Origin of the sequence: Parasutterella excrementihominis YIT 11859 (assembly GCF_000205025.1) — a bacterium.
Classification (GTDB): domain Bacteria; phylum Pseudomonadota; class Gammaproteobacteria; order Burkholderiales; family Burkholderiaceae_F; genus Parasutterella; species Parasutterella excrementihominis.
Window position 1 is genome coordinate 73,334 of the sequence record NZ_GL883727.1, and the last position, 21,576, is coordinate 94,909.

The following is a 21,576-nucleotide window of genomic DNA, read 5'->3' on the forward strand; positions in this document are numbered from 1 at the left end:
TCCTCTTACTTTGCAGCTGCGGCTCTCTGAGCCATTTCTTTACCGGCAATTCTTCCGAATACGGTGGCTGCGCCTAACTGAGCGCCGCCGGCATAGTTATGGAAGAAGATACCGCCGGAGGAGTTGCCGACTGCATAGAGACCGGGGATGGTCTTGCCGTCTAAGTTCTGAACTTCAGCCTTCGTGTTAATCAGCGGGCCGCCGAATGTAGCGGTCATACCGCCCTGCAGAGGCACAGCATAGAACGGAGCTTTTTCAATCAGATGCGGTTTCTTGTAGGTGTTCGGCGGATTCATCTTGCCCAACGTACCGTTCTTGACTGCATCGTTGTATTCCTTAACAAGCGCCACAATCTTGGCCGGAGGCAAACCTGCCTGTTTAGCGACTTCTTCGATCGTGTTGGCCTTACCGTACGGGCTGTTCAGCATATCGAATTTAGGAATAACTTTGTCGAGCACCGGGCATGTCGAGTCGACGATGACCCAGCCGGTGTTATCCAGTGTCTTCTGAGCTGTGGTTCTAGCTTTAATCACATAGGTGTTGTTTTCATCCATGTAACGATCACCGGAAGTATTGACCTGAATACCATAACCGGAGTTCAGAACGTCAGCAGGATTGACGTGGGTTGCACCGATAATCGGACCGGCATGGAACTGGTCCATGTTGACGCACTTAGCATACAGAGGAAGCGTCAAGGAAATGTTTTCACCAGTTGTGGACTTGGAGCCGCGAAGCACCATGCGGGTAGCCCAGCCGCCGATGTATTTATCGACCATTTCAGGATTGGCAGAGAAGCCGCCGGTTGCAATGGCAACGCCGCCCTTGGAGAAGTATTCTTCCTGTCCTGCCGGTGTCTGAATCTTCACGCCGGTAACACGCATCTTGTCGTCATGAAGAAGTTCAATACCTTTGTGCTCGAACTTAACTTCAACACCTTCTTTAGCGGCAGCCGCAAGAAGTTTCTTAACGAGCTGTGCACCGCCTGTGAGACCTTCGCCGTCAACACGACAGGTACGGCCGAGACGCGGATACGGCATCGGACGAATCTTGCCGAACTTAACGCCGATATCTTTTTCCAGCCAGTCAATACCGGCGGAAATGTTATCAGTGTAAGTGCGGTTCAAAGCCTTATCGCCCATCTGTTTGGAAACGTCCATCATCATGGCGTAGAAATCGTCGGCAGTATCTTTGATGCCCTGCTCTTTCTGATGACGAGAGCCCCAGCCGCAAACGGAGCCCAAAGCAAAAATAGCGTTCCCGTCGGGACGGTCGCGTTTTTCGAATACAACTACTTTCTTTGCACCAGCCTGCTTAGCGGCGATGGCAGTGACCAATCCGGCAGGACCGGCCCCGAGCACGATCACGTCATAAGTATTTTTATCGTTCTGGGCGGGTGCCTTTGCTGCTGGCTCTGCTGCGTGGGAAGCGCCCACGAAAGAAGCAAAACCGGCTGCCATAGAGCCAACTAAACCGCCTTTCAATACGTTACGTCTGTTAAAGACCTTCATTTGGTACTCCAAAGTCAAGATACATTCGAGTAAGAGGGGTAGTTATTTATCTTCTTAAAATCCCGGGGGCTTAAGAACCTCTTGGCATGAATTTTAGCATTAAGATTTCTTAAGAGATAGTTCAACGGGGCGATAAATTCCACGTCTTCTACAAAAGGACGGGAAATTCCTGAAAAATGAGAACCCAGACTGCACCTAAGTCTGCAAGCAATAATCTCTTTTCGACTAATGCTCTCAGGCATTTGCATATTAATAAGCAAATTCAAAAAAACTGTTTTTCTTAAGAATCAAATTATTCAAAGAAAACAATCAAATTCTAATAGCCCCTCTTTTATCCTATGTCAACTTTTATTTTCAGAAAAATCACGGATAAACGCACAGACCAAAAAAAATGGGACCTCTCGGTCCCCTGATTCTCATTAGATTAGAGCCTATCCTGCCACTGTGCCCTCGGCACTGCCGTGTAGATCGGAAGCATAGGATCTGCTCCGTTTTCCAGACCAACCAACGCGAGCGCGGTCAAAAGACACAATTGAGGTCCTTCATAAGAACGCACTGGTTCAAACCATTCAGACAATGAATGGTTAAAGCCCTCTCTGCCGCCGGCACCCAAGCTCGTAGAAGGAATGCCGAGAGACATCGGAACGTTTTGGTCTGTCGAAGCGCTCATGTACTCTGTGAGCTCAATGCCTAACGCCATTTGAGCCGCTCTGGCCGCTTGAAGCACAGGACTGTCGGGTTTAGAGACCGCAGCCGGACGGTGGCCGATCGGCGTAACCTTGCATCTAACCTGCAGCGCCGGATCGGTCACATTCCAGCGCTGATTTTCCAACTGAGCACCGAAAGCAAAAAGCGGAAGGACTTCCTGTACGAGGCCGTCGAGCATTTGCGGGTCTTCGCTTCTTAAGTCAATTTCACATTCCGCGTGTTCGGCAATAGCGTTCACAGAAGAACCGCCGCTCATGGTGGCTAATGTAAAAGTCGTTTTGGGTTCGGCCGGAACCTGGAGGTTGGCAAGCAAAGCGCCGGCTCGGCACAGTGCCTGAGTGGCGCTCGGATACTGACCAAAATTCAAATAGCTGTGACCGCCGGGACCGCTGTATTCAATCTTGTAGCGCTTAGAACCGACAGATCCGTAGAGCAGTCTTCCGGGGTCGGCGCCGTCCAAGACCAAAACGCCGTCCACATGGATGCCAGAGCTGTAGAAGATTCGTTTCACGCCGCGCAAGTCCCCTTCTGCCTCCTGCCCGACCGTGGCAATGAAAAGCAGCGTTCCCTTTGTCTTGATGTCGTTGTTGACGACCATTCGAATAACTTGGAGCATGCAGGCCAATGCACGGGATGCGTCGGAAATACCAGGCGCAAACAGTCTGCCGTTTTGGCGGCGAACCGTAGTGTCCGTTCCTTCCCTAAAGCTATTATCCATATGCGCGCTGATAACGCAGACGGGACCGTCCGGATCCGTACCTTTTCGGCAGGCGATGACGTTCCCGACAGGATCAATAGATGCTTCCAGACCGTAACTGTTAATCTTCTCAGCGATCATTGCGGCTCTGGTTTGCTCTTTCATTGGAGGAGCAGGAACTTCACAAATTTCGATCTGTTCCTCGATCGTAAAAATTTCCTGAGGAACGGCCTGCTCAAGGGCCTTTTTGACAATCGGGTCGTTGAAGACGCTCTCCATCACAGCGGCGGTTCGTTCTTCAAGGAAGGGTGCATCTTTGACGGGCATAGTCATGGGAATTCCTTAGCAGTAAGTTTGTGATGTTATTCTTCTTTACGCTGCATCACTATATTAATAATGCCGTCCTCTTCAGAAGAGGAAAGGAGCTTGTTGCCGGTCTGATCCGCAAACTGACTCAAATCTCTTAAAGCATGCGGATCAGTTGCCTGAACCAGGAGTTTTTCTCCGGGCTGCATCTTGGCTAGCGCCTTCTTTGTTCTAAGCATCGGCATCGGGCACCTCAAGCCTTTGACATCTAATATTTGCTGAAAATCTGAATCGGACAAGGTCGGCTCCGTAAAAATTTGTTTTACGGAAATTTTAGACGGAATATGAGGATTCAAACAAAGCTTGATGAACTGGCATTCCCAAAATCAACACGAATAAGCAAAAACCATCTCAAGCAATAATCATCGATTCAAAATGAAAAAGGACTCTTTCAAAGAAAAAGTAGGCTGGTCAGTAAGAAAAATTGAGCTTCAATACCGGATCTAAAAGTTAAGACATGCAGGAAGTTTTGATCAAAGGCCCTGCTAGACAAGACTTCTATTAAGAAAAAAGAATAATTATCCGATTTTTCGACGGAAAAAAGAACAAAAAAAACCTGCTAGGGACACTAGCAGGGTTTCCAACCAGGATAAACGGTTGTTTTCACAACCACCTCAAACCACGATGTAGATAGTAACACCAACATTCATTAAAAACCATACTTTTGTCGCCTTTTTACGAAAAAGAAGACAAAATAAATTTCTTGACTTTTGATTTTTCCGCTTTGCAAATTATTTCGCACAACCGAATTTTTCTTTTACTTATTGAATTGAAGAAGAAATAATTTTCCGCTTGGCTCATCCTTTCTTAATCTTTACGTATTAATACCCATAAAGACGAAAGAGAAACTTTTACATCTTCTAAAGAATTTGTTCGGTCAAAACGGTACCAAAAGTGGGTAATGATTTTCTACCGCCTTCTTCGTATCTTCACTAATCGTCCCTTAACTCCTTGGTAATACTTCTCATTTCGGATTTTTTGAGGCCTAAATTCGGCCTTCTGAATTTATCGCTGGTATTTAAAGGTTAATTGCGGGTGATTTCAAAACCATCTTTGAGACAAAAACTTGGTCCAAAGATGCAAAAAAAGGAAAAATTTGTCAGAAATTTGGGACCTCAAGCGATGATTTCCTACTGAATCACGTTAAAGAACCCAAAAGCGGCATATACAATTACTTCAATCAATTTATAAATAGTCATTTTTTGTGTCACTTTTTAGAAGGGAGTCTTCAATGTCTGATGCACGCTCCAACTGGAGTTCCAAGACCGGCATGATCCTGGCTGCAACCGGTTCTGCCGTCGGTCTCGGAGCCATTTGGAAATTTCCGTACATGGCCGGTGCCAACGGCGGTTCTGCTTTTATTATTCCGTTCATCCTGATGGTGTTGTTTTTCGGCGTTACCTTGATTCTTGCTGAGATCATCATCGGCCGAGCCGGACGCGGCAGTTCCGTCACGAGCTTCCGACGTATCGGAGGTAAGTTCTGGGCTCCTTTGGGGTTCGTTGGAGTGCTTTGTGCTTTCCTCATCATGACCTACTACAGCACGGTAGGCGGATGGTGCCTCACTTATTTGTTCGAGGCCATCATGGGAAATGCGGCTTCGTCTGACCTAGCGATGTTGGAAAAGACCTTCCTTAAAACCGTCAGCACTCCGGTTTCTGCCATTCTTTATCAAACCCTTTTCCTGGCGATCACTGCCGGCGTCCTGATCTTCGGCGTGAACAAAGGTATCGAACGTATATCCAAAGTGCTTATGCCGCTGCTTTTCGTGCTGATGATCGTCCTGATTATCCGCGGACTGACGTTGCCGGGCGCCTGGGAAGGCCTTAAGTTCCTTTTCTCTCCGAAATGGGATCAGGTCACAGCAAACTCTCTGCTCAACGCCATGGGCTTCACATTCTTCTCGCTCTCCGTCGGCATGGGCATTATGGTCACATATGGTTCTTACATTTCTCATAAAGAAAATCTGACCACCACTGCTCTTTGGGTTTCTGTTTTAGCCTTTATTTCCTGCATTCTCGCCGGTCTAATGGTTATTCCCCCGGTTATCGCCTTCGGCCTTAACCCGTCTGCAGGCCCAGGTCTGACATTCATCACGATGCCGGCCGTGTTCTCGCACATTCCGTTAGGCGACGTATTTGCCGTCTGCTTCTACGGCTGTCTGCTGGTTGCCGCCCTGACTTCCATGATCTCTTTGTTCGAAGTTCCGCTGGCCTACTTAATGGACGAATTCCATTTCTCCCGCAAAACAGCTTCCGTGCTTTTGTTCATCGTTCTTTCCATCTGCTCTATTCCCTCAGCTCTCTCGATGGGTCCGTGGGCTGATTACAAGATCATGGACAAGAACATTTTTGATGCGATGGACTTCCTCTGCTGCAACATCCTGATGCCGCTGAGCGCCCTCTTCGTCGTTGCAATGACAGGCTGGTTCTTCTTTGACCGCACCAAATATGAAATCAACTCCAGCGTTAAGCATTCCGATGGCTTCATGAAGTTCTTCCGCTTTATGCTGGCCTTCGTTGCACCCTGCTTCATCGTTGTGGTTGCAATCTTTAATCTGATCTAAAACCGAGGAAGTATTCTCAGATGTCCCAAGCATCAAAACAACAAGAAAAAACATTTACCGGCAAAGTTGGGTTTGTCTTAGCCAGTGTCGGCGCAGCCATCGGTCTGGGTGCAATTTGGAAGTTCCCATACATGGCCGGCGCCGAAGGCGGAGCAGCCTTCCTGCTCCCCTACATTATTTTTTCCTTTACCTTGGCCTTCGGCCTTTTGCTCACGGAAATTACCTTGGGTAAAGCCGGTAAAGGCGGAATTGTCACGGCTTACCGAAACTTAGGCGGACCCTTCTGGTCGGTCTTGGGTTATCTCGGCATCATCATCGGTTTTGTGGTGCTTTCGTTCTATTCGGTTGTCGGCGGCTGGTGCCTTCTGTACTTCTTTGAAGCCATCATCGGGTTCCCCTCCGCCGATCCGGAAACGCTCGGTGCGCTTTTCGGAAGCCTGTCCTCATCTCCTTGGGTCGCCATTTCCGCGCAGGTCGGCTTTCTTGCCTTAGTCGGATTTGTGGTTGCCTTCGGCATTCGAGGCGGCATCGAATTGTGTTCCAAGATCCTCATGCCGATGCTGTTTATCTTCATGATCATTCTGATCATCACAGGTCTGATGCAGCCTGGTGCCATGAAAGGCGTGGAATATCTCTTCCTGCCGGATTTTTCCAAATTCAGCTGGAAGACGCTTCTCGATTCCATGGGTCTGGTCTTCTTCTCGTTCTCGGTCGGTGCCGGCTGCATGATTACATACGGCGCCTATATCGACGACAAGACAGAACTTGTCAGCTCCACTTTCTGGATCGTTGTTCTTTCTCTCCTCATCTCTTTGATGGCAGGTTTAATGATTCTGCCGGCAAACTTCGCGTTCGGTATGGATCCGGCCGCAGGCCCCGGCCTGACATTCATTACGATGCCGGTGATCTTTGCCAAGCTGCCTTTCGGGTACCTGTTCTCTATTGTCTTTTTCTTCTGTCTGATCATTGCTGCTTTAACTTCAGCCGTATCGATGCTCGAAATTGACATTACATGGATGGTCCAGGAACTGAATATGAAACGTGCAACTGCCGTGACCGTCTGCCTGCTCTTTATGCTGATCCTTAGCATCCCGTGCGCTCTGTCTTTCGGCCTTCTTGCTGACTACAAGATTTTCGGCAAGACCGCATTCGATTTAGCTGATTTCTTTGTCTCTAACCTCGGGCTTCCGATCGGAGGCATTATTGCCTGCCTTCTGGCGGCTTGGTTCGCATGGGACAAGGTTCATACCCATTGGACGTCTCTTCAGAACTATCCGGGCTGGAAAAAAGTGCTCAGAGTCTGCATCGGCATTCTGTGCCCAGCTCTTGTCCTGGCAGTCCTTATCTCCGGACTGATGAACTAAAATATCCGAAAATTTTTAGAAAGGAAAAAAATGGCCCTCCCTATTGAACAGCTCTACAAAGCACGTGATTTCTTGAACTTAAAGAATATCTCTGCCAACCACGTTGAGTTATCTTTCAAGAATCCTGTGATTGCAATGCTTGCTAAAGGCAAAGTCGCTGAAATTGCCTCTCAGTGCTCCCCGGACGGTGCCTTCACAAAATGTGAAATGCACGGCAATGACCTGCATCTGGATTTCAATCCTGAGTACGTCAGCGAACGTCTGATGGCTGAGATCTTTGACGCAGCGCCTGAAAGAGCCAGAGACGCTGCACGCGAACTGGCTGCCTTTGTCGCTGAAAAGACAATGAAGGCCTAAGAGGTTTTCTAAAGAAGTTGAGCCGGAAATTTTCCGGCTCTTTTCATTTCTAGCGCCCGAATGCAATTCGGGCTTTTCAGTTAGCTTTCTACTGCTCTGATGTGAGTGAGCTCTGATTAGAAACCGGAGACGGCAGCGACATCGGCTGATCCTCTTCCTTATCGCTCTCGGAAGCAACTTCCAGCTGAAGATTCATTTTTCTCGTCTTGGTTTGGACGATATCCACGGTTTTAGCCACCGTTTCAACCTGAGACTTAAGTTTGTTGAGGACTTCGCCGTACTTTGCAAACTCTGTCTGCACAGAAGACAAGATCTTTCTGATTTCAGAGCTCTTCTTTTCAATAGCAAGCGTCTGGAAGCCGGCTCGGTAAGCGCAAAGAGCACTCGCCAGCGTTGACGGACCCATGATGTAAACACGGTAAGAAGTGAAGAGCTCGTTGGTTAAACCTTCGAGCGCCAAAGCCTCTGCATAAAGACCTTCGGACGGAATAAACATAATGGCAAAATCTGTGGTCTCCGGCACATTGATGTACTCGGCAATGGATTTCCCTTCGTTTCTAAAACGCGTTCTTAATTTCGAACGAGCTTCAGCAACACCTTCTCGGTCGCCTTCGTCTGCCGCTTGCAATAGCCTCTGATAGTCCTCAACCGGGAACTTCGCATCAATCGGCAGCAAGCAGGTTCTTCCGTTTAGGCCCGGAAGTTTGACGGCGAATTCAACCACCATCTTCGGCTTTGACGGAACCGGATGAACATTTTTAACGTACTGGCTTTCCGTGAAATATTCTTTCAGCAGCGCTTCAAGTTGGACTTCACCGAGCATGCCTCTGCTCTTGACGTTGACGAAGACGCGCTTAAGGCCGCCGACTTCTTCGGCGAGCTCTTTCATTTGACCTAAGCCTTCATAAACACGGTTTAACTGCTGCGTCACCTGCGAGAAGCTTTCTCCGACTTTGCTTGTCAGCGTGTTTTGAAGCTTTTCCTCCACGGTCTCTCGAATCTTCTCTAACTTAGCCTCATTATCTTTATTGAGTGCCTTCAAATCGTCATCGATCTGTTTGCGCAGTTCATTAAGCGAAGTATTTAACGTCGAAGACAGCGTCTCGAAGCGCTGGTTTACGCCGCGAATCTGTTCGTCATTACGGGTGAGCGACTGATTCAGCGTATCTTGAACAGCTTTCAAATTTGCAAAAATTTCTCCGCGAAGTGTCTTAGAGAGTTCTTCAAAACGCCCATTGAGACTCTTAATCTGCTCGTCATTACGAATCAGAGATTGATTCAATGTGCTTTGAACCACTTTCCCGCTTTCAGCGATCTCTTCTCGAATGTTTTTGGAAAGCTCCTCAAATCGCTTGTTCACGGAACTGATCTGTTCATCATTGCGGGTCAGAGACTGGTTAAGCGTGTCCTGCACAGCTTTGAGACTTGCAAAGGTTTCGCTTCGGATTCCGGCCGAAACCTCCTGAAAGGAGCGTTCCAGCGTGCGTTCCGTCTCGATGAAATTCGGCTTCATCCGATCAGCAATCAGATCTTTACTCTGAGTCACCGCGGCACCTAAATCTTCGCGCCAAGCCATACGAGCTTGTGCAATCGTCTGAAGCGTATTGGCACTGATGCTTCTTAATCTGATCAGACAGTAAATAATGCCAATCGCTAAGAAAATCAGCAGAAAAAATGCCATGAAGCCAAGGATAAAAATTTCGGAAGGGATACCGCTGGCGGCAGAGACTCTAGTCAGCCAATCGTTCATTTTATTTTTAGTGTTTATTCAAAAAGGAACAGAATAAACCAATCTTTTTCTGAGCGGTTTTGCCTGTCAGACAGAAAATTCGTCAGCAGCAATGCGCCTCCGAAAGTATTAAGTAACAACGAGTAAGCAGTAACACTTATAATGACGACCTTAAGCGGCCTTGCGGCCTTCTTTATTTATCTCAAAAGGTATTTTTATGACTCTAACCGCCTGGATTGCGATTGCCGTAATCCTGGTCACGGTTTACTGCCTGATTAAGCGTTATGAAACACGCTTGGTGCTGTTTACCGCCGGCCTTTTCCTCTGCTGCATTGCCATGAAACCGATGGCAGCGCTTGATCAATTTGCTAAAAGCATGGCAAACGCTTCGCTCATCATGGCGATCTGCTCGTCCATGGGTTTTGCCTATGTAGTAACGACCACAGGATGCGATAAAAATTTAGTCAAATTCTTAGCCGCCCCCCTCAATAAACTGGGCATTCTTCTAATCCCCGCCACCACCATCATCACAAGCTTCATCAACGTTGCCATTCCGTCTGCATCCGGCTGTGCCGCTGCCGTGGGTGCAACCTTCATCCCAGTGATGATCCGCGCAGGCATCCGTCCGGCCGCTGCCGGCGCCGCTGTCCTGATGGGCACTTTCGGCTCCAACATTTCTCCGGGAACAAGCCACAACAGTGTTGTTGCCAAAATTGCCAATATGGACATGATGGACCTCATCAGCCTGCACACACCCTACTCCATAGCAATGGTCTTAATCGGGGCTGTCGGCCTGACAATCGTCTGTCTGATTCTCAGAGACAACAAACCAACTGCTAAAGAACTTGAAGACTACTACACCTCAGCAGACCACAGCGGCGGCATTGAACGCATCAATCCGCTCAAAGCCATTGCACCTTTGGTCCCTCTCGTCATTCTTCTGCTCGGTAACTCTTACGTTCCGGTCATAAAGATGGGCGTGGCCCAGGCCATGGTCATCGGTGCCATTTTCGCATTGATTGTTTCTTGGGTGAATCCTCAGCAGTTCACCAAGGACTTCTTCAAAGGTATGGGCGAAGGCTACGGCTCCGTCATGGGTATCATCATCACAGCCGGTGTTTTTGCCGCAGGTTTAAAAGCCACCGGGTTAATCGATGCCTTCGTCGAAGTTTTAAAGAGCTCCAACGAGATCGCCCGCTGGGGCGGGTCTTTCGGTCCGTTCATCATGGCAGCCATTACCGGTTCCGGCGATGCAGCAACTTTTGCCTTCAATGAAGCAGTCACCCCGCATGCCGCCTCTTTTGGTATGCCGATTCCAAACCTCGGCGCAATGGCCCTTATCTCAGGCCAGATGGGCCGTACGATGTCCCCCATTGCCGGTGTTGTCATTGTGCTTTCCGGTTTGGCTATGGTACCCCCGATCCAATTGGTAAAACGCACGGCGATTCCTTTGATTGTCGGTGTCGTCGTTTTGGCCCTGACCATCGTCTAAGGACTTCTTTGATCTCTCGAAGCACCTCGCAAATCGCGAGGTGTTTCTGTATATACATTCTCGACTTATTTATCAACTTTCGTTTGAGCTATGTAAAAAAGACCACCAATCAATCGAATTCACTCATGAATTGCTCACATTTTTATCTTCAAGTAAAGAGAAATATTTTTACCTTTGAGCTCGAGTTGAAAGAGAAAAAGGCAAGTAGAGAGCTAAAGCTCTTAAACTTTCAGCCTGACTTTCATTGAAAATTTGCATGTATTCTGTTTACCTAATTATTGTCTTAGGAATGCTCTCGGCCTTCGGTCCGTTTGTCATAGATATGTACCTTCCGGCAATGCCGGAAATGACAAAAGTATTCTCTGCTTCGGTTTCTTCGGTCCAATTAGGTCTGACCTTCTGCATGGTCGGACTCGCTTTCGGTCAAGTTATATTCGGCCCCTTAAGCGATAAATACGGCCGCAAACCGGTCTTATATTTTTCCCTTCTCCTTTACATCGTCAGCACCCTTTTTTGCTGCTTATCCCAAAACATCGATACTTTCAACATCGCGCGTCTTCTTCAAGGTTTAGGGGGCGCCGGCGCTATTGTTTACTCGCGCTCTGCCCCAACGGATTTATATTCAGGTAAAGAACTTGCCAAGATCATTGCCATTGTCGGTGCAGTAAACGGAATCGCACCGGTAGCTGCCCCTGTGATAGGAGGATCCGTAGCAAATCTTATTGGATGGCGTGGTATTTTTTACATACTTTTAGGAATCGGTGTTGTCATTACAGCAATGGTGATTCCGGTTAAAGAAACGCTTCCTAAAGATGCTCGTGAACAAGGCTCTTTCCTTCGTTCGTTTGAAGGTTTTATTTTGGTGTGCAAAGTACCGAATTTTGCCGCTTTCACAACTGTGTTCGGATTAAGTATGGGAGCCCTTTTCGCCTATATCTCCTCTACGCCTTTTATTTTGCAGAACGAATTCGGACTCTCCCAGTTCCATTTTTCGCTTCTCTTCGCCCTCAATGCCATTGCCATCGGTGCCGGCGCTTTTCTTGCCGTCCGTTTTTCCACAACGGCTAAAGCCACGTACTTCGGAACGGCGGGAAGTTTGATTGCCGCAGTTTTAGGTTTAGTCTTCGGATTAACGACCAAAGATCTTTACACCTATGAAGGCTCCGTTCTTCTAATGGTTTTTTGCCTAGGCTTTATATTTACCGGCGCTACAGCCACTGCCATGAATTTGGGGCGCAAATATGCCGGAGCGGCTTCGGCCATCATCGGAAGTATCGGTTTTTTGCTCGGAGGGATTGTTTCTCCGATCGTGAGTTTAGGAAATATTCAAGTGACGTCTTTTGCCGTGTGCGTGGTCGCGCTCGGCTTAGGAGTGCTTTTGCTGCAGTTTTTCACCACTGAAACCCACGGCACTCCGACTAATCGCACTCATCAGTCCTGATGGAACAAATGCTCTCGGCCGCTAGGCGTCTCTGTTGACGCTCTCCGGCAAGCCTCTTCTGTGAAAAGGGAGTTGACGGTTGTCTGCGTTACCCAAGACAAGCCGTCGGCCTCTCGAACTCTTGTGATCTTCAGGCAAACCGGAGTCTTACCGGCAGTTAAACCGGCGGAGTGCTTTTCAAAGTCAGGATGGAAGGGCTCTATAACCACGGACGTCACTGAAATACTGTCCGGCTCCGGAATAATGCCTTCAATGAGATCTCCGTCCGAAGAGGCATAACACAAACCGAACTGACCAGCTAAGACAGAAGCTACTAACAACGCTTTGATTTCCATGAAAAATCAGTTCCTTCCGAGAGCTAAAAACTTTAGAATGCATGCACCAAAAGAATAACCGATTTGAGGCAGTTTTGTATTCCGCTCGGTTATCCATCGTGCAATATTTAGAAATACTCTCGAAGGCTATATGAACATTTCTGTTTTTGACATGTACCGTATCGGTATCGGTCCCTCATCTTCCCATACCGTGGGGCCGATGCGTGCAGGGCGCAACTTTATTTCCCTCCTGAGAAGTCAGCATCTCTTCCCCGAAGTTGAAGGAATCAAAGTAAAACTAATGGGGTCGCTGGCTGCAACAGGTATCGGACACGCCACTGACAGTGCAGTTCTGCTTGGCTTAATGGGTAAAAGTCCTTCCGTAATCGACGTTGACTCAATTCCCGACTGGATCAAAGACATCAAAGACAAAAATCGTTTGCTTCTCGACAGCTGCAAGCCGATTTCTTTCACCTACAGCAAAGACCTCACTTTTGAACCTTCTGTCCTGGATTCCTACCATACCAACACGCTGATCATTTCGGCCTTTGATGCCAAAGGCAGCGAGCTCTTTTCTCGAAAATATTATTCTGTCGGAGGCGGCTTTATCGAAACGGAAGAAGAAGCCAAGCTCAAACAGGAGCCCCGCGCCCTCCCTGCGACGGAAGAAGATAAAAAAGCACTGCCCTATCCTTTCTCCACGGCCAATGAACTCATGAAACAATGCCGTAAAAACGGACTGAGTATGGAAGCCGTGATTCGGGCCAATGAAGAAGTCATCCGCAGCCATGAAGTGATCGACGATACCTTAGATCATATTTGGTCTGTAATGAGCATGTGTATCGACCGCGGGTTGAACGCTAAAGGATGTTTGCCCGGCCCTCTGAAGGTAAAACGCCGTGCCAACGAACTTTACGAAAAGCTCCTCAACAGCCCGTTGAAAGTCGCTGACGATCCCCTTCAAGTGATTGACTGGATCAATGCTTACGCTTTTGCCGTGAGTGAAGAAAATGCAGCGGGCGGCCGAGTTGTTACTGCTCCAACGAACGGAGCAGCCGGCGTCATTCCCGCCGTCATTAACTATTATCGCCAGTTCATCCCGCAGGCAAATAAAGAAGGTATTCGCACGTTCCTTTTAGTCGCCGGCGCCATCGGTGCGCTCTACAAAAAGAACGCATCTATTTCCGGAGCAGAAGTCGGCTGTCAGGGCGAAGTCGGCGTGGCTTGTTCTATGGCAGCGGCCGGATTAGCCGCAGCACTCGGAGCGACCAATGAACAAATTGAAAACGCCGCCGAAATCGGTATGGAACACCATTTGGGCCTAACCTGTGATCCCGTCAGAGGACAGGTACAAATTCCTTGCATCGAACGCAACGGTATTGCCGCTGTCAAAGCGGTCAACTCCGTCCGTTTGGCCATGATGGGAGACGGCTCCCATTATGTCAGTCTGGATCAGGTAATCGAAACCATGATGCAGACCGGCAAGGACATGGCAAATAAATATAAGGAAACCAGTCTCGGCGGCTTAGCCGTCTGCGTCGTCGAGTGCTAAAGGAAAAATATGAGTCGTAGAGTCCCGGCGTTTGTCACCAAACATGCCAATTTAGAAAGAATGTGGAATTTTGGTATGTTCGTGATGGAACGTATCGACAAAGCCTCTTTGAAACAGGTCGCATCCTCGCTGACGCTAACGACTCTTCTTTCCATTGTTCCTGCTTTAGCTGTCATCATGGCGGCTTTTTCTGCCTTTCCGCTGTTCGCTCCTTATCGCGAAGCCTTTGAGCAGTTTATTTTTTCAACCCTGCTGCCTGAACAATACAGTGATCAGATCTTAGGCTACATCAAGCAGTTTGCCACTCAAGCTGCCGGTTTAACTGCCTTCGGTTTAATCGGTTTGATGGTATCCGCACTGCTTTGTATTGCAACTATCGATTCAGCTTTAAACTCGACTTATGAAGTTCTCAAACTTAGAAGTTTATGGCAGAGAGTGCTGATGTACTGGGCTCTCCTCACGCTTGGGCCCGTTGCTATCGGCATCAGTCTTGCAGCCTCTTCCTACCTAACCGGAATGGCGATGTCGGGACACTTATCTGTCTACGCCCAGTGGCTCATTCCGATCGGCCAATTAATTTTTCAATCTATTATCCTTGCTGCACTATATAAATACGTTCCAAACTGCCGGGTTCTTTGGAGAGACGCACTCGTCGGGGGGATTCTGATTGCCTTAGTTTTTACGGTCTTCCGATGGGGCTTCGGCATCTATGTCATGCGCGGTTCCTACACGACGATATACGGTGCCTTTGCCGCGATTCCGGTTATGCTGACATGGATGTACATAAACTGGATGTTTGTTCTGGCCGGTGCGGCTATTACAGCAACGCTGCCGATGCTGCGCGCCAAACGCTATAAGGATTTCGATAAGAGCGGAGACGAGCTGCTCTCAGCGGTTGCCCTCCTTCGAATCCTTATGTTAGCTAAGGAGTCCGGCAATCCTCAAATGACCAACATCGAACTTGCCGATAAGATTGGAAGTTATCCGGAAGCTGTCGATGCGCTGCTCTCCAGACTGATTCAGACCAATTATGTCGTTAAAATCGGTTCAGATGCGACCAGTAGCTGGGCACTTCTTGCAGACGCACACAGCAAGACGCTTGAAGAATGTTTTGAGGAATTCTCAATGGACATGAGCAACTCGCTGCTGCAGGGAGATACAGCTGAGAGACGCTGGGTTAAAGAAGGTCTGAACGATCAGTGGCTTCAAACTCCGATGAGAGAAGTTTTGAATTAATCAAGCGTTTTAGTTATATCGACCCAGCCTGTGCAGCAGGAAGATTTTTCCAATTCAGGAATCGTCAGTTCAATGCCGGTATCGGAAGTCCCGCATGCCGGAAGTACGGAATCCATACTTTTAAGAGATTCGTCCAAATAAACCTTCACATCTTCATTGATTCCGAAAGGACATACGCCTCCGGGCGCATGTCCGATGATTTGTTCACATTCCTCCGGCTTGATCATTTTAGCTTTGGCTGCAAAAGTATGTTTGAACTTCGCGTTATCGATTCGCGCGTCACCGACTGCTAACACTAGAATCGGTCCGCTTGGAAGCATGAACGACAAAGTCTTAGCAATCTTCTTTTCTTCACAGTCAAATGCTTTGGCTGCAAGCGCCACAGTTGCTGTTGATTCCTTTGCAATTCGAATTCGATCCGAGAGGCCGAATTTCTCCAAATGCTTTTTCGCTTTTTCTAATGACAATTTCTGCAAACCTTACTTAAGTCAGTGCAGACAGTTTCTTATACGCACCGTTTTTTATCACATGTACTTGAAGAATGAAAGCGCTAATACCACTACAACGCCGCTCATCAGAGGAACCCACGTGCGCTTGACGAGAACCAGAGGATTTACCTTCACAGAAGCCGAAACAATAATGATGACCGCTGCGACAGGAGACATAGAGCGGAACAAATTCGACATGCACTGCATCGGAAGTGCAACCATGATTGGGTCAATACCGGCTTTTTGCGCAATCTGAGGAATCAGCTCAATGAAACTGTAGAACACAGCATTGCCTGAGCCGCTGATAAATGTGATCAACCCCGTAATACCGGAGAAAGCCAGCATCAGGCCAACTTTGGCATTTTCAAAATTGGAAATGGAATTCGAAATCGCATCGATCAAACCCATGACACGAAGACCGAACACCATGGAAGAAGCCGCAACGATTAGGACGACTACCTTCGAGAAGCCGTCTCCCATTCCTTTGAAGAAGATACCCAGATCTTTCATGCCGGCTTTGATATTGCGTTTTCTGATCAACTCGCAGGCAAAAGCCAATATCAGTGAGAACAACGTAATTTCAACCAGACCGACTTTAGCTTTTCTAAAGAACACCCAGAAGAAAATCACTAAAACCAAGGGAAGGATCGGGAAAATAAAGTACCAAGTCGGCGTGTTTTTCTCAGGGCGTTCGGCTTCGATAAAAGCTTCTTTATCCAGCTCTTTTAACATTCCTGCGTCTTTCTTATCCAAATAAGTCTGCCAAAAATAATGAACAATACCCATGACAAACAGAGCGGGTATGGTTATCGGGGCCAAATGAAACGCGACATAGTCAACGACATTATCAAAGCCTAGAACCCGGGCCGCGACCACATTGTCACCGCCCAGCGGGGTCGGAACAATGGTTGCCGTGGTCGCAATCAGTGCCGCAGCCGTTAATGTCGACATTCCGGCAGCTCGAAGAACCGGGAACAGCGTCGCCATTAAGATGACCGCAAGAGAGGCGGCGCTAGGGATAATAATCTGAAGGCAGGTTCCGACCCAGAAAACCATGGGGATCAGGATAATCGGTTTGCGAACATAGGAAAGAGGCTTGGTCAGCACCTTGATGACCATATCGTTTGCCCCTATATGCGACATATAGGCCGCGAACCCGAAGAGCGTCAAGATGATTAAGCCCGCATTACCGTACTGACGCACGAACTGATCTTTAATAACCTTGAAGGGGTCCACCCAAGATAAGCCGGTACTTGCTTTTGCTCCTAGAACGTTGTGTCCTAAAAGAAGTCCCGAGTAAAGAAGAACAAGGGCTGCAATAAACAAAACAACTTTAGCGTCGTAGTTTTTTGCGATTGCCCAGCCTGCAAGGATGAGAACGATAACGGCAAGGATGCTGTCGACCATTTGAACTCTCCGTGGGATGCGGTGATTTCGTTTTTAAAATATGATCAAATTTTAACGATCCCTTTCTTTATGAGAGACTTTTGATTTTTAGAACTAGGGTTTTGCCTTATTAATTCATTCTTTGTAACGAACTGATACTTATCCATAAGCTTTGGAAGCATTCAGTTGTATATTTAACGAGACTCAAATCCAAAAAAGAGGGGCCATATGCGTTCTGATAATCCCGGCTTTGTTCCGGATTCTCCTTTCTCAAAGCAGCTTCCCGAAGAATGGCTTAACTTTTTCAAAACTTTCCCCAAGCTCGAATTGCATTGCCATTTATTAGGTACTACCAGTAAGGAAACTTTTGAAGAGCTTGTCGCTGAATCCGGGGCGGATGTCAGCCAAGAAGAGATCAACAATTTCTATACGAGAGGTGATAAGCCGGTCGGTGTTTTAAGAATTTTCAGGTGCTTGGAGAGGAAAGTCCTTTCCAAGCCCTCTTTTTTAACTCGAATTACGCTGAAACATATCCAAAGAGTAGCGAGTCAGGGTGTTAAATATATTGAGTTCTACTGGAACTGGACGGGCTTAAAACATTTCATGACCTATGATGAAGCCCGCCAAGCTATTAACGAAGGTATCAGACAAGGCATGCAGCGTTATGGTGTCACGGCTCGTTCTATTCCTTCCATCGACCGCGAGGACACTCCGGAAGCGGCCGTTGAACTCGTTGAAGAAATGACTAAACATCCTGATGATTACACGATCGGACTCGGAATCGATTATCGAGAAACCAATCACGAACCGGAAAACTTCTGGAAAGCTTTCAAGATGGCCAAAGAGGCAGGTTTCAAAATCACCATTCATGCCGGAGAATTCGGTGAGCATTGGAGAAACGTTGAGACCGCCATGAAACTTCTTGGAGCCGATCGAATTGACCACGGCTACACGATTATCGACAATCCGGAGCTCATCAAGGAAGCAAAAGCTTCCGACATGCACTTTGCCGTCGTCCCGACAAATTCTTACTACTTAAGAACATTGTCGGATGAAGAGTGGGCGATCAAGCATCCGGTTCGCAAAATGGTTGAACTGGGACTCAAAGTGTTTCCCAATAGTGATGACCCGACGATGCATCATATTTCTATTTCAGAGTCATGGCTTCTGATGCATAATTGGCTGGATTTCACGTTACCGCAGCTGCGCAAAATGCTTGAAAACAGCATTGAAGCAGCGTGGGTAACAGACGAACAAAAAGCCATTTGGAAAAAAGAATGGCTTAAAGAATTTGATCGCCTATCCGTTGATCTGCCGCCGGTGAATTAAAAAGTATTTTTCTGACCACCCGAGCCGAACTTGTGGCTCGGGTTTTCTTTTTAGAAAGTGTACTTGATGCCTGCCTTACAGGAAAAATCCACATTCAGGCGATTGCCATGTTCTCCGCCGATCTGAGCAAACGCTTTCCATTGGTTCCCGAAAGCATACTCTCCTCCAACCCCGAAATAAAACCGAGTGCCTAACGAGCGGGTTTTAAAATCAAATTCGTTCATACGAATCTTAGTTTTGCCTAGGAAATCATGGTTGACTCCGGCTTTGACAAATAAGCTGCCTGTCCTCTGACCGTCAGGGCTGTTAAAGGCACGACCTGCCGCCAACCCGACCCTCATATTCAGACTGTCGGAGGAATTAACCTTAACTTTCATACCATGCGAAAAAGAAAAGTCTTCTCCAAGCAATCTATAGTAGGAGAGTTGCGCCTGAGGCTCGATAAACCACACCGAACCATTTGCATTCTCCAAAAAATTGAATCGAATTCCGCCTTCAGAAGAGATGCCAAATCCAAAGTTATGATAGGCAGCGTGCGCAGTGGTTCCTTCCATTAAGTTGGCTCGCATTTTCTGCTTGTGGCGATTAAAGGTCAGCACTGTATCAACGTAGGCATCCTCCTTAAACCACGTCAGATAGGCCTTACCGCCAAAAGAATGAATGTCTGTCTTCCCCGCGTCTCCCTCGACCCTAATGTTCCCGTCAGTCATGCCAAGTTGGGCGCCGATAATCCAATTCTGATCGATTTTTTTATCGGTACCAAAAGAAACGGTCGAATATCTCAGTCTGCTGCCAACGGATGAATAGGAAGCAAAACGTCCCTTCTCGTATCTGCCTAAAACATAAGCTCCGTCAGATGCGCCTCTTCTTAACTCACCCGTTCTTTCCTGAAGGTCTGCCAGCGAACTGAGGTATTGAACGACAGCGGCACCCGAACCAACAACAGAAAGCACGGTTTTACCCGAACGAGACAAGCCGACTTCAGGTACTTCGGGAGCGGGCGCCGGAATCGAAGGAGTTTCACCCGGATCGAGCGGAGGTACAGTCGAATCATTCGGAGGAAAGACAGGAAAAATGGGTTTTTCTTCTTTTTCGGAAGTAATTAACCAAACTCTTTGATCTTCATACTCAACCGGCTGGATATCCAGCTTATATTGAAAGGGTCCGGCTTCTACCAAGCCGCCATTGCCCAAAACAAATTCGGACCTGTTAGCACTGGGCAGAGCGTCATCAAAACTAAAAACATGATGGACTAACTTCGTCTCCGTAAGGCTCGCACCGCTGGTTCCTAGATAAACAGAGTGAACGCCCTCTGCGTCTCCACTCTGACGGATACTTCCAGCCCTTCCTCCCGGAAGATAGAACGCCGCCCCCGTTCCCTTGAGGCTCTGAATTTCCAGAGGACGAAGGCCTTTGTCGCTTCCAACTTCTATAACCGCACCTTCCGATACGGTCAGCTCTGTGACGTTGGAATGCATCGCGTTTTGCCAAATGCTGCCGGCGCCCAAAGAAATATATGAACCTCCCTTTCCCTCTTGAAAATCCGTAAAGACAGCACCGTTTAAGACACTTCTCTCGCCTAAAGTAATATCCAGCCTCGCACCATTAATAACCGAGACTGCATCAGCAAATTTTAGGCTTCCTTCGGGGAGAACAGTAAAAGACGCAGACCCGCCAGTCTGTTGAAAATTCAATTTTTTTAAGGCGATATTCCGGCTTTCAATTTCAACTTTTCCGCTTCCGTCTATCAGCAAAGCCTTATCAAAAATCATTGAATCGGATGACTTTGCTTTGAGTGTACTTTGAGCGCGGACTGTTATTTCTCCGCCGAATAGAACGTCTCTTGTTTTTAATTCTTTCCTCTCATCAAGACCGATATGAACGTAAGTTTCGTAACCTTCGTCCAAGTTAGAAACAAGAATATCGCGATTGATCATTACGGTTGGAGCATCAATGATCAGAGCGCCATCAAAGATCCATAAAGGAAAAAGACCTGAGTGTTTCTCCTTTTCAGTCAAAATCTGAACACTTTCTGAAGCTTTCAGCTCAGCTTTGCTTCCAGCGCCCATCCACCCGATTGAGCCGTAGAGGATGATTTCTTTGGCCTCCAGAAAGGCGGAAGCCCCCTCTCCCAACGTAATTGAGTACGGATCTTTGTGGCCATCCAGAACCCCGGGCTGCGGTTTATTGAGGATAATCTTCTCTCCCGCCGAAATATGGACGCTGTCTTGATATCCAACCTGGACTGCTGAACCAAAACCTTTTACTGAAACAGACTCAGGTGTGAGAACAAAACTGCCCTTGTCCGCTTTGAAAATTAAATTTTTACCGTGAGTTGCGACAGAATTGCCGAGGATGTTGCCTTCGGTCCAAACATTCCAAGTTATTTCAGTTTCTTGGGAAAAGAACACGTAGTCTCCTTTGCCAACAAAATCCTCAAGTTCTTTTCTCAATACATGCTCTATCGGGGCAGAATGAATCCGCTTATGATTAGGAACATACTCCTTAAATAAATATTCGTTTGCATCGGTTGATGCAAAGCTTGAACCAAAAACTTGGGACGGAGAAAAAGCCGTGAATAATGAAAGAAGTACGGCGTTTGCGGTTTGCGCTTTTATTATCTTTCTTGGGTGCTTCATGAGATCCTTTTTCGTTATTTCTTACATTCTTTAGTTCTCACCACAGACAAAAGGTGAGCCGAAAGAAGCATTCAAGAGCGGCGAATTATAGGGGTGTCTTTAAGACGAAAAAGCGCGGAAAAATGAAGCAAGCTAAACTTATATCAGTTTTGTACGTACAATTTTTTAACTATCTTCTTGAATAAAAGTCAACAAAAATGACAAATAAGACAGATTGTGAAAAATGTTTTTCTTTGTAAGCCTTCTATAGATAAGTCAATTTTTGGATTTCTAACCTAGAGGAATCTATTTTTTAATATTATCTATTTGATTTTAAATGTTTTTAATGGAACTGAAAAATTGCGAAACTAGAGCACTAGAAGTTTAACAATCAAAAAAATCCTTTTATTTCAGTGGAGTAAAAG

16 protein-coding genes are annotated in these 21,576 nt (G+C 47.3%); 8 read left to right on the forward strand and 8 right to left on the reverse strand.

From position 1 onward, the window contains the following. Positions 1-5 precede the first annotated feature (5 nt). From HMPREF9439_RS08190 to HMPREF9439_RS08200, 3 genes are all read right to left on the reverse strand, one after another. Positions 6-1,508: an FAD-dependent oxidoreductase gene (locus HMPREF9439_RS08190; RefSeq protein ID WP_008864498.1), complete on the reverse strand. Its 1,503-nt coding sequence runs from the start codon at positions 1,506-1,508 to the stop codon at positions 6-8. Positions 1,509-1,932: 424 nt separating this feature from the next. Continuing rightward, complete coding sequence (locus tag HMPREF9439_RS08195; RefSeq protein WP_008864499.1) at positions 1,933-3,246, reverse strand: M20/M25/M40 family metallo-hydrolase; 1,314 nt, start codon at positions 3,244-3,246, stop codon at positions 1,933-1,935. Positions 3,247-3,275: 29 nt separating this feature from the next. Beyond that, positions 3,276-3,518: a sulfurtransferase TusA family protein gene (locus HMPREF9439_RS08200; protein ID WP_008811826.1), complete on the reverse strand. Its 243-nt coding sequence runs from the start codon at positions 3,516-3,518 to the stop codon at positions 3,276-3,278. 992 nt (positions 3,519-4,510) lie between these two features. Between HMPREF9439_RS08200 and HMPREF9439_RS08205 the strand changes: the two genes are divergently transcribed. Genes HMPREF9439_RS08205 through HMPREF9439_RS08215 form a run of 3 tightly spaced genes read left to right on the forward strand, consistent with a single transcriptional unit; the run spans position 4,511 to position 7,566 of the window. After that, positions 4,511-5,845, forward strand: coding sequence for a sodium-dependent transporter (locus HMPREF9439_RS08205; RefSeq protein ID WP_008811825.1), 1,335 nt, complete (start codon positions 4,511-4,513; stop codon positions 5,843-5,845). A 20-nt stretch (positions 5,846-5,865) separates the two neighbouring features. Beyond that, positions 5,866-7,209, forward strand: coding sequence for a sodium-dependent transporter (locus HMPREF9439_RS08210; protein ID WP_008811824.1), 1,344 nt, complete (start codon positions 5,866-5,868; stop codon positions 7,207-7,209). Between the two features lie 30 nt (positions 7,210-7,239). Beyond that, the gene (locus tag HMPREF9439_RS08215; RefSeq protein ID WP_008811823.1) at positions 7,240-7,566 is read left to right on the forward strand and encodes a hypothetical protein; all 327 of its coding nucleotides are present in this window, start codon (positions 7,240-7,242) and stop codon (positions 7,564-7,566) included. Positions 7,567-7,654: 88 nt separating this feature from the next. On the opposite strand, the gene HMPREF9439_RS08220 is transcribed toward HMPREF9439_RS08215, so the two are convergent. Further along, the gene (locus HMPREF9439_RS08220) at positions 7,655-9,316 is read right to left on the reverse strand and encodes a DNA recombination protein RmuC (RefSeq protein WP_008864503.1); all 1,662 of its coding nucleotides are present in this window, start codon (positions 9,314-9,316) and stop codon (positions 7,655-7,657) included. Positions 9,317-9,512: 196 nt separating this feature from the next. Between HMPREF9439_RS08220 and dcuC (HMPREF9439_RS08225) the strand changes: the two genes are divergently transcribed. Together dcuC (HMPREF9439_RS08225) and HMPREF9439_RS08230 are read left to right on the forward strand one after the other, a co-directional pair. Then, on the forward strand, positions 9,513-10,787 hold the full coding sequence (gene dcuC, locus HMPREF9439_RS08225) for a C4-dicarboxylate transporter DcuC (protein WP_008811821.1): 1,275 nt from the start codon (positions 9,513-9,515) through the stop codon (positions 10,785-10,787). A 256-nt stretch (positions 10,788-11,043) separates the two neighbouring features. Continuing rightward, a complete protein-coding gene (locus tag HMPREF9439_RS08230; protein WP_008864504.1) occupies positions 11,044-12,228 on the forward strand; it encodes a multidrug effflux MFS transporter in 1,185 nt (394 codons plus the stop codon). Here HMPREF9439_RS08230 and HMPREF9439_RS08235 read toward each other — a convergent pair. Then, positions 12,219-12,563: a hypothetical protein gene (locus HMPREF9439_RS08235; RefSeq protein ID WP_008864505.1), complete on the reverse strand. Its 345-nt coding sequence runs from the start codon at positions 12,561-12,563 to the stop codon at positions 12,219-12,221. The two genes, HMPREF9439_RS08230 and HMPREF9439_RS08235, sit on opposite strands and share 10 nt — an antisense overlap. Positions 12,564-12,693: 130 nt before the next feature. Between HMPREF9439_RS08235 and HMPREF9439_RS08240 the strand changes: the two genes are divergently transcribed. Beyond that, complete coding sequence (locus HMPREF9439_RS08240) at positions 12,694-14,094, forward strand: L-serine ammonia-lyase (RefSeq protein WP_008811817.1); 1,401 nt, start codon at positions 12,694-12,696, stop codon at positions 14,092-14,094. Positions 14,095-14,103: 9 nt separating this feature from the next. Next, positions 14,104-15,330 (forward strand): YihY family inner membrane protein, encoded by a 1,227-nt coding sequence (locus HMPREF9439_RS08245; protein ID WP_008811816.1) that lies wholly within the window; start codon positions 14,104-14,106, stop codon positions 15,328-15,330. On the opposite strand, the gene HMPREF9439_RS08250 is transcribed toward HMPREF9439_RS08245, so the two are convergent. Beyond that, a complete protein-coding gene (locus tag HMPREF9439_RS08250) occupies positions 15,327-15,797 on the reverse strand; it encodes a YbaK/EbsC family protein (RefSeq protein WP_008811815.1) in 471 nt (156 codons plus the stop codon). The two genes, HMPREF9439_RS08245 and HMPREF9439_RS08250, sit on opposite strands and share 4 nt — an antisense overlap. Positions 15,798-15,854: 57 nt before the next feature. Continuing rightward, a complete protein-coding gene (gene dcuC, locus HMPREF9439_RS08255; RefSeq protein WP_008811814.1) occupies positions 15,855-17,225 on the reverse strand; it encodes a C4-dicarboxylate transporter DcuC in 1,371 nt (456 codons plus the stop codon). Positions 17,226-17,432: 207 nt separating this feature from the next. Between dcuC (HMPREF9439_RS08255) and HMPREF9439_RS08260 the strand changes: the two genes are divergently transcribed. After that, positions 17,433-18,533 (forward strand): adenosine deaminase family protein, encoded by a 1,101-nt coding sequence (locus HMPREF9439_RS08260; RefSeq protein ID WP_008864507.1) that lies wholly within the window; start codon positions 17,433-17,435, stop codon positions 18,531-18,533. A 50-nt stretch (positions 18,534-18,583) separates the two neighbouring features. Here the strand turns inward: HMPREF9439_RS08260 and HMPREF9439_RS08265 are convergent, their stop codons facing one another. Further along, positions 18,584-20,944, reverse strand: a complete 2,361-nt coding sequence (locus HMPREF9439_RS08265) for an autotransporter outer membrane beta-barrel domain-containing protein (protein WP_244862418.1) — start codon at positions 20,942-20,944, stop codon at positions 18,584-18,586. Positions 20,945-21,576: the final 632 nt, after the last annotated feature.

Coding starts and splice junctions, on each gene's coding strand:
- HMPREF9439_RS08190 (WP_008864498.1), bottom strand. CDS start 1,508: ATGAAGGTCTTTAACAGACGTAACGTATTGAAAGGCGGTTTAGTTGGC.
- HMPREF9439_RS08195 (WP_008864499.1), bottom strand. CDS start 3,246: ATGACTATGCCCGTCAAAGATGCACCCTTCCTTGAAGAACGAACCGCC.
- HMPREF9439_RS08205 (WP_008811825.1), top strand. CDS start 4,511: ATGTCTGATGCACGCTCCAACTGGAGTTCCAAGACCGGCATGATCCTG.
- HMPREF9439_RS08210 (WP_008811824.1), top strand. CDS start 5,866: ATGTCCCAAGCATCAAAACAACAAGAAAAAACATTTACCGGCAAAGTT.
- HMPREF9439_RS08215 (WP_008811823.1), top strand. CDS start 7,240: ATGGCCCTCCCTATTGAACAGCTCTACAAAGCACGTGATTTCTTGAAC.
- HMPREF9439_RS08220 (WP_008864503.1), bottom strand. CDS start 9,316: ATGAACGATTGGCTGACTAGAGTCTCTGCCGCCAGCGGTATCCCTTCC.
- dcuC (WP_008811821.1), top strand. CDS start 9,513: ATGACTCTAACCGCCTGGATTGCGATTGCCGTAATCCTGGTCACGGTT.
- HMPREF9439_RS08230 (WP_008864504.1), top strand. CDS start 11,044: ATGTATTCTGTTTACCTAATTATTGTCTTAGGAATGCTCTCGGCCTTC.
- HMPREF9439_RS08235 (WP_008864505.1), bottom strand. CDS start 12,563: ATGGAAATCAAAGCGTTGTTAGTAGCTTCTGTCTTAGCTGGTCAGTTC.
- HMPREF9439_RS08240 (WP_008811817.1), top strand. CDS start 12,694: ATGAACATTTCTGTTTTTGACATGTACCGTATCGGTATCGGTCCCTCA.
- HMPREF9439_RS08245 (WP_008811816.1), top strand. CDS start 14,104: ATGAGTCGTAGAGTCCCGGCGTTTGTCACCAAACATGCCAATTTAGAA.
- dcuC (WP_008811814.1), bottom strand. CDS start 17,225: ATGGTCGACAGCATCCTTGCCGTTATCGTTCTCATCCTTGCAGGCTGG.
- HMPREF9439_RS08260 (WP_008864507.1), top strand. CDS start 17,433: ATGCGTTCTGATAATCCCGGCTTTGTTCCGGATTCTCCTTTCTCAAAG.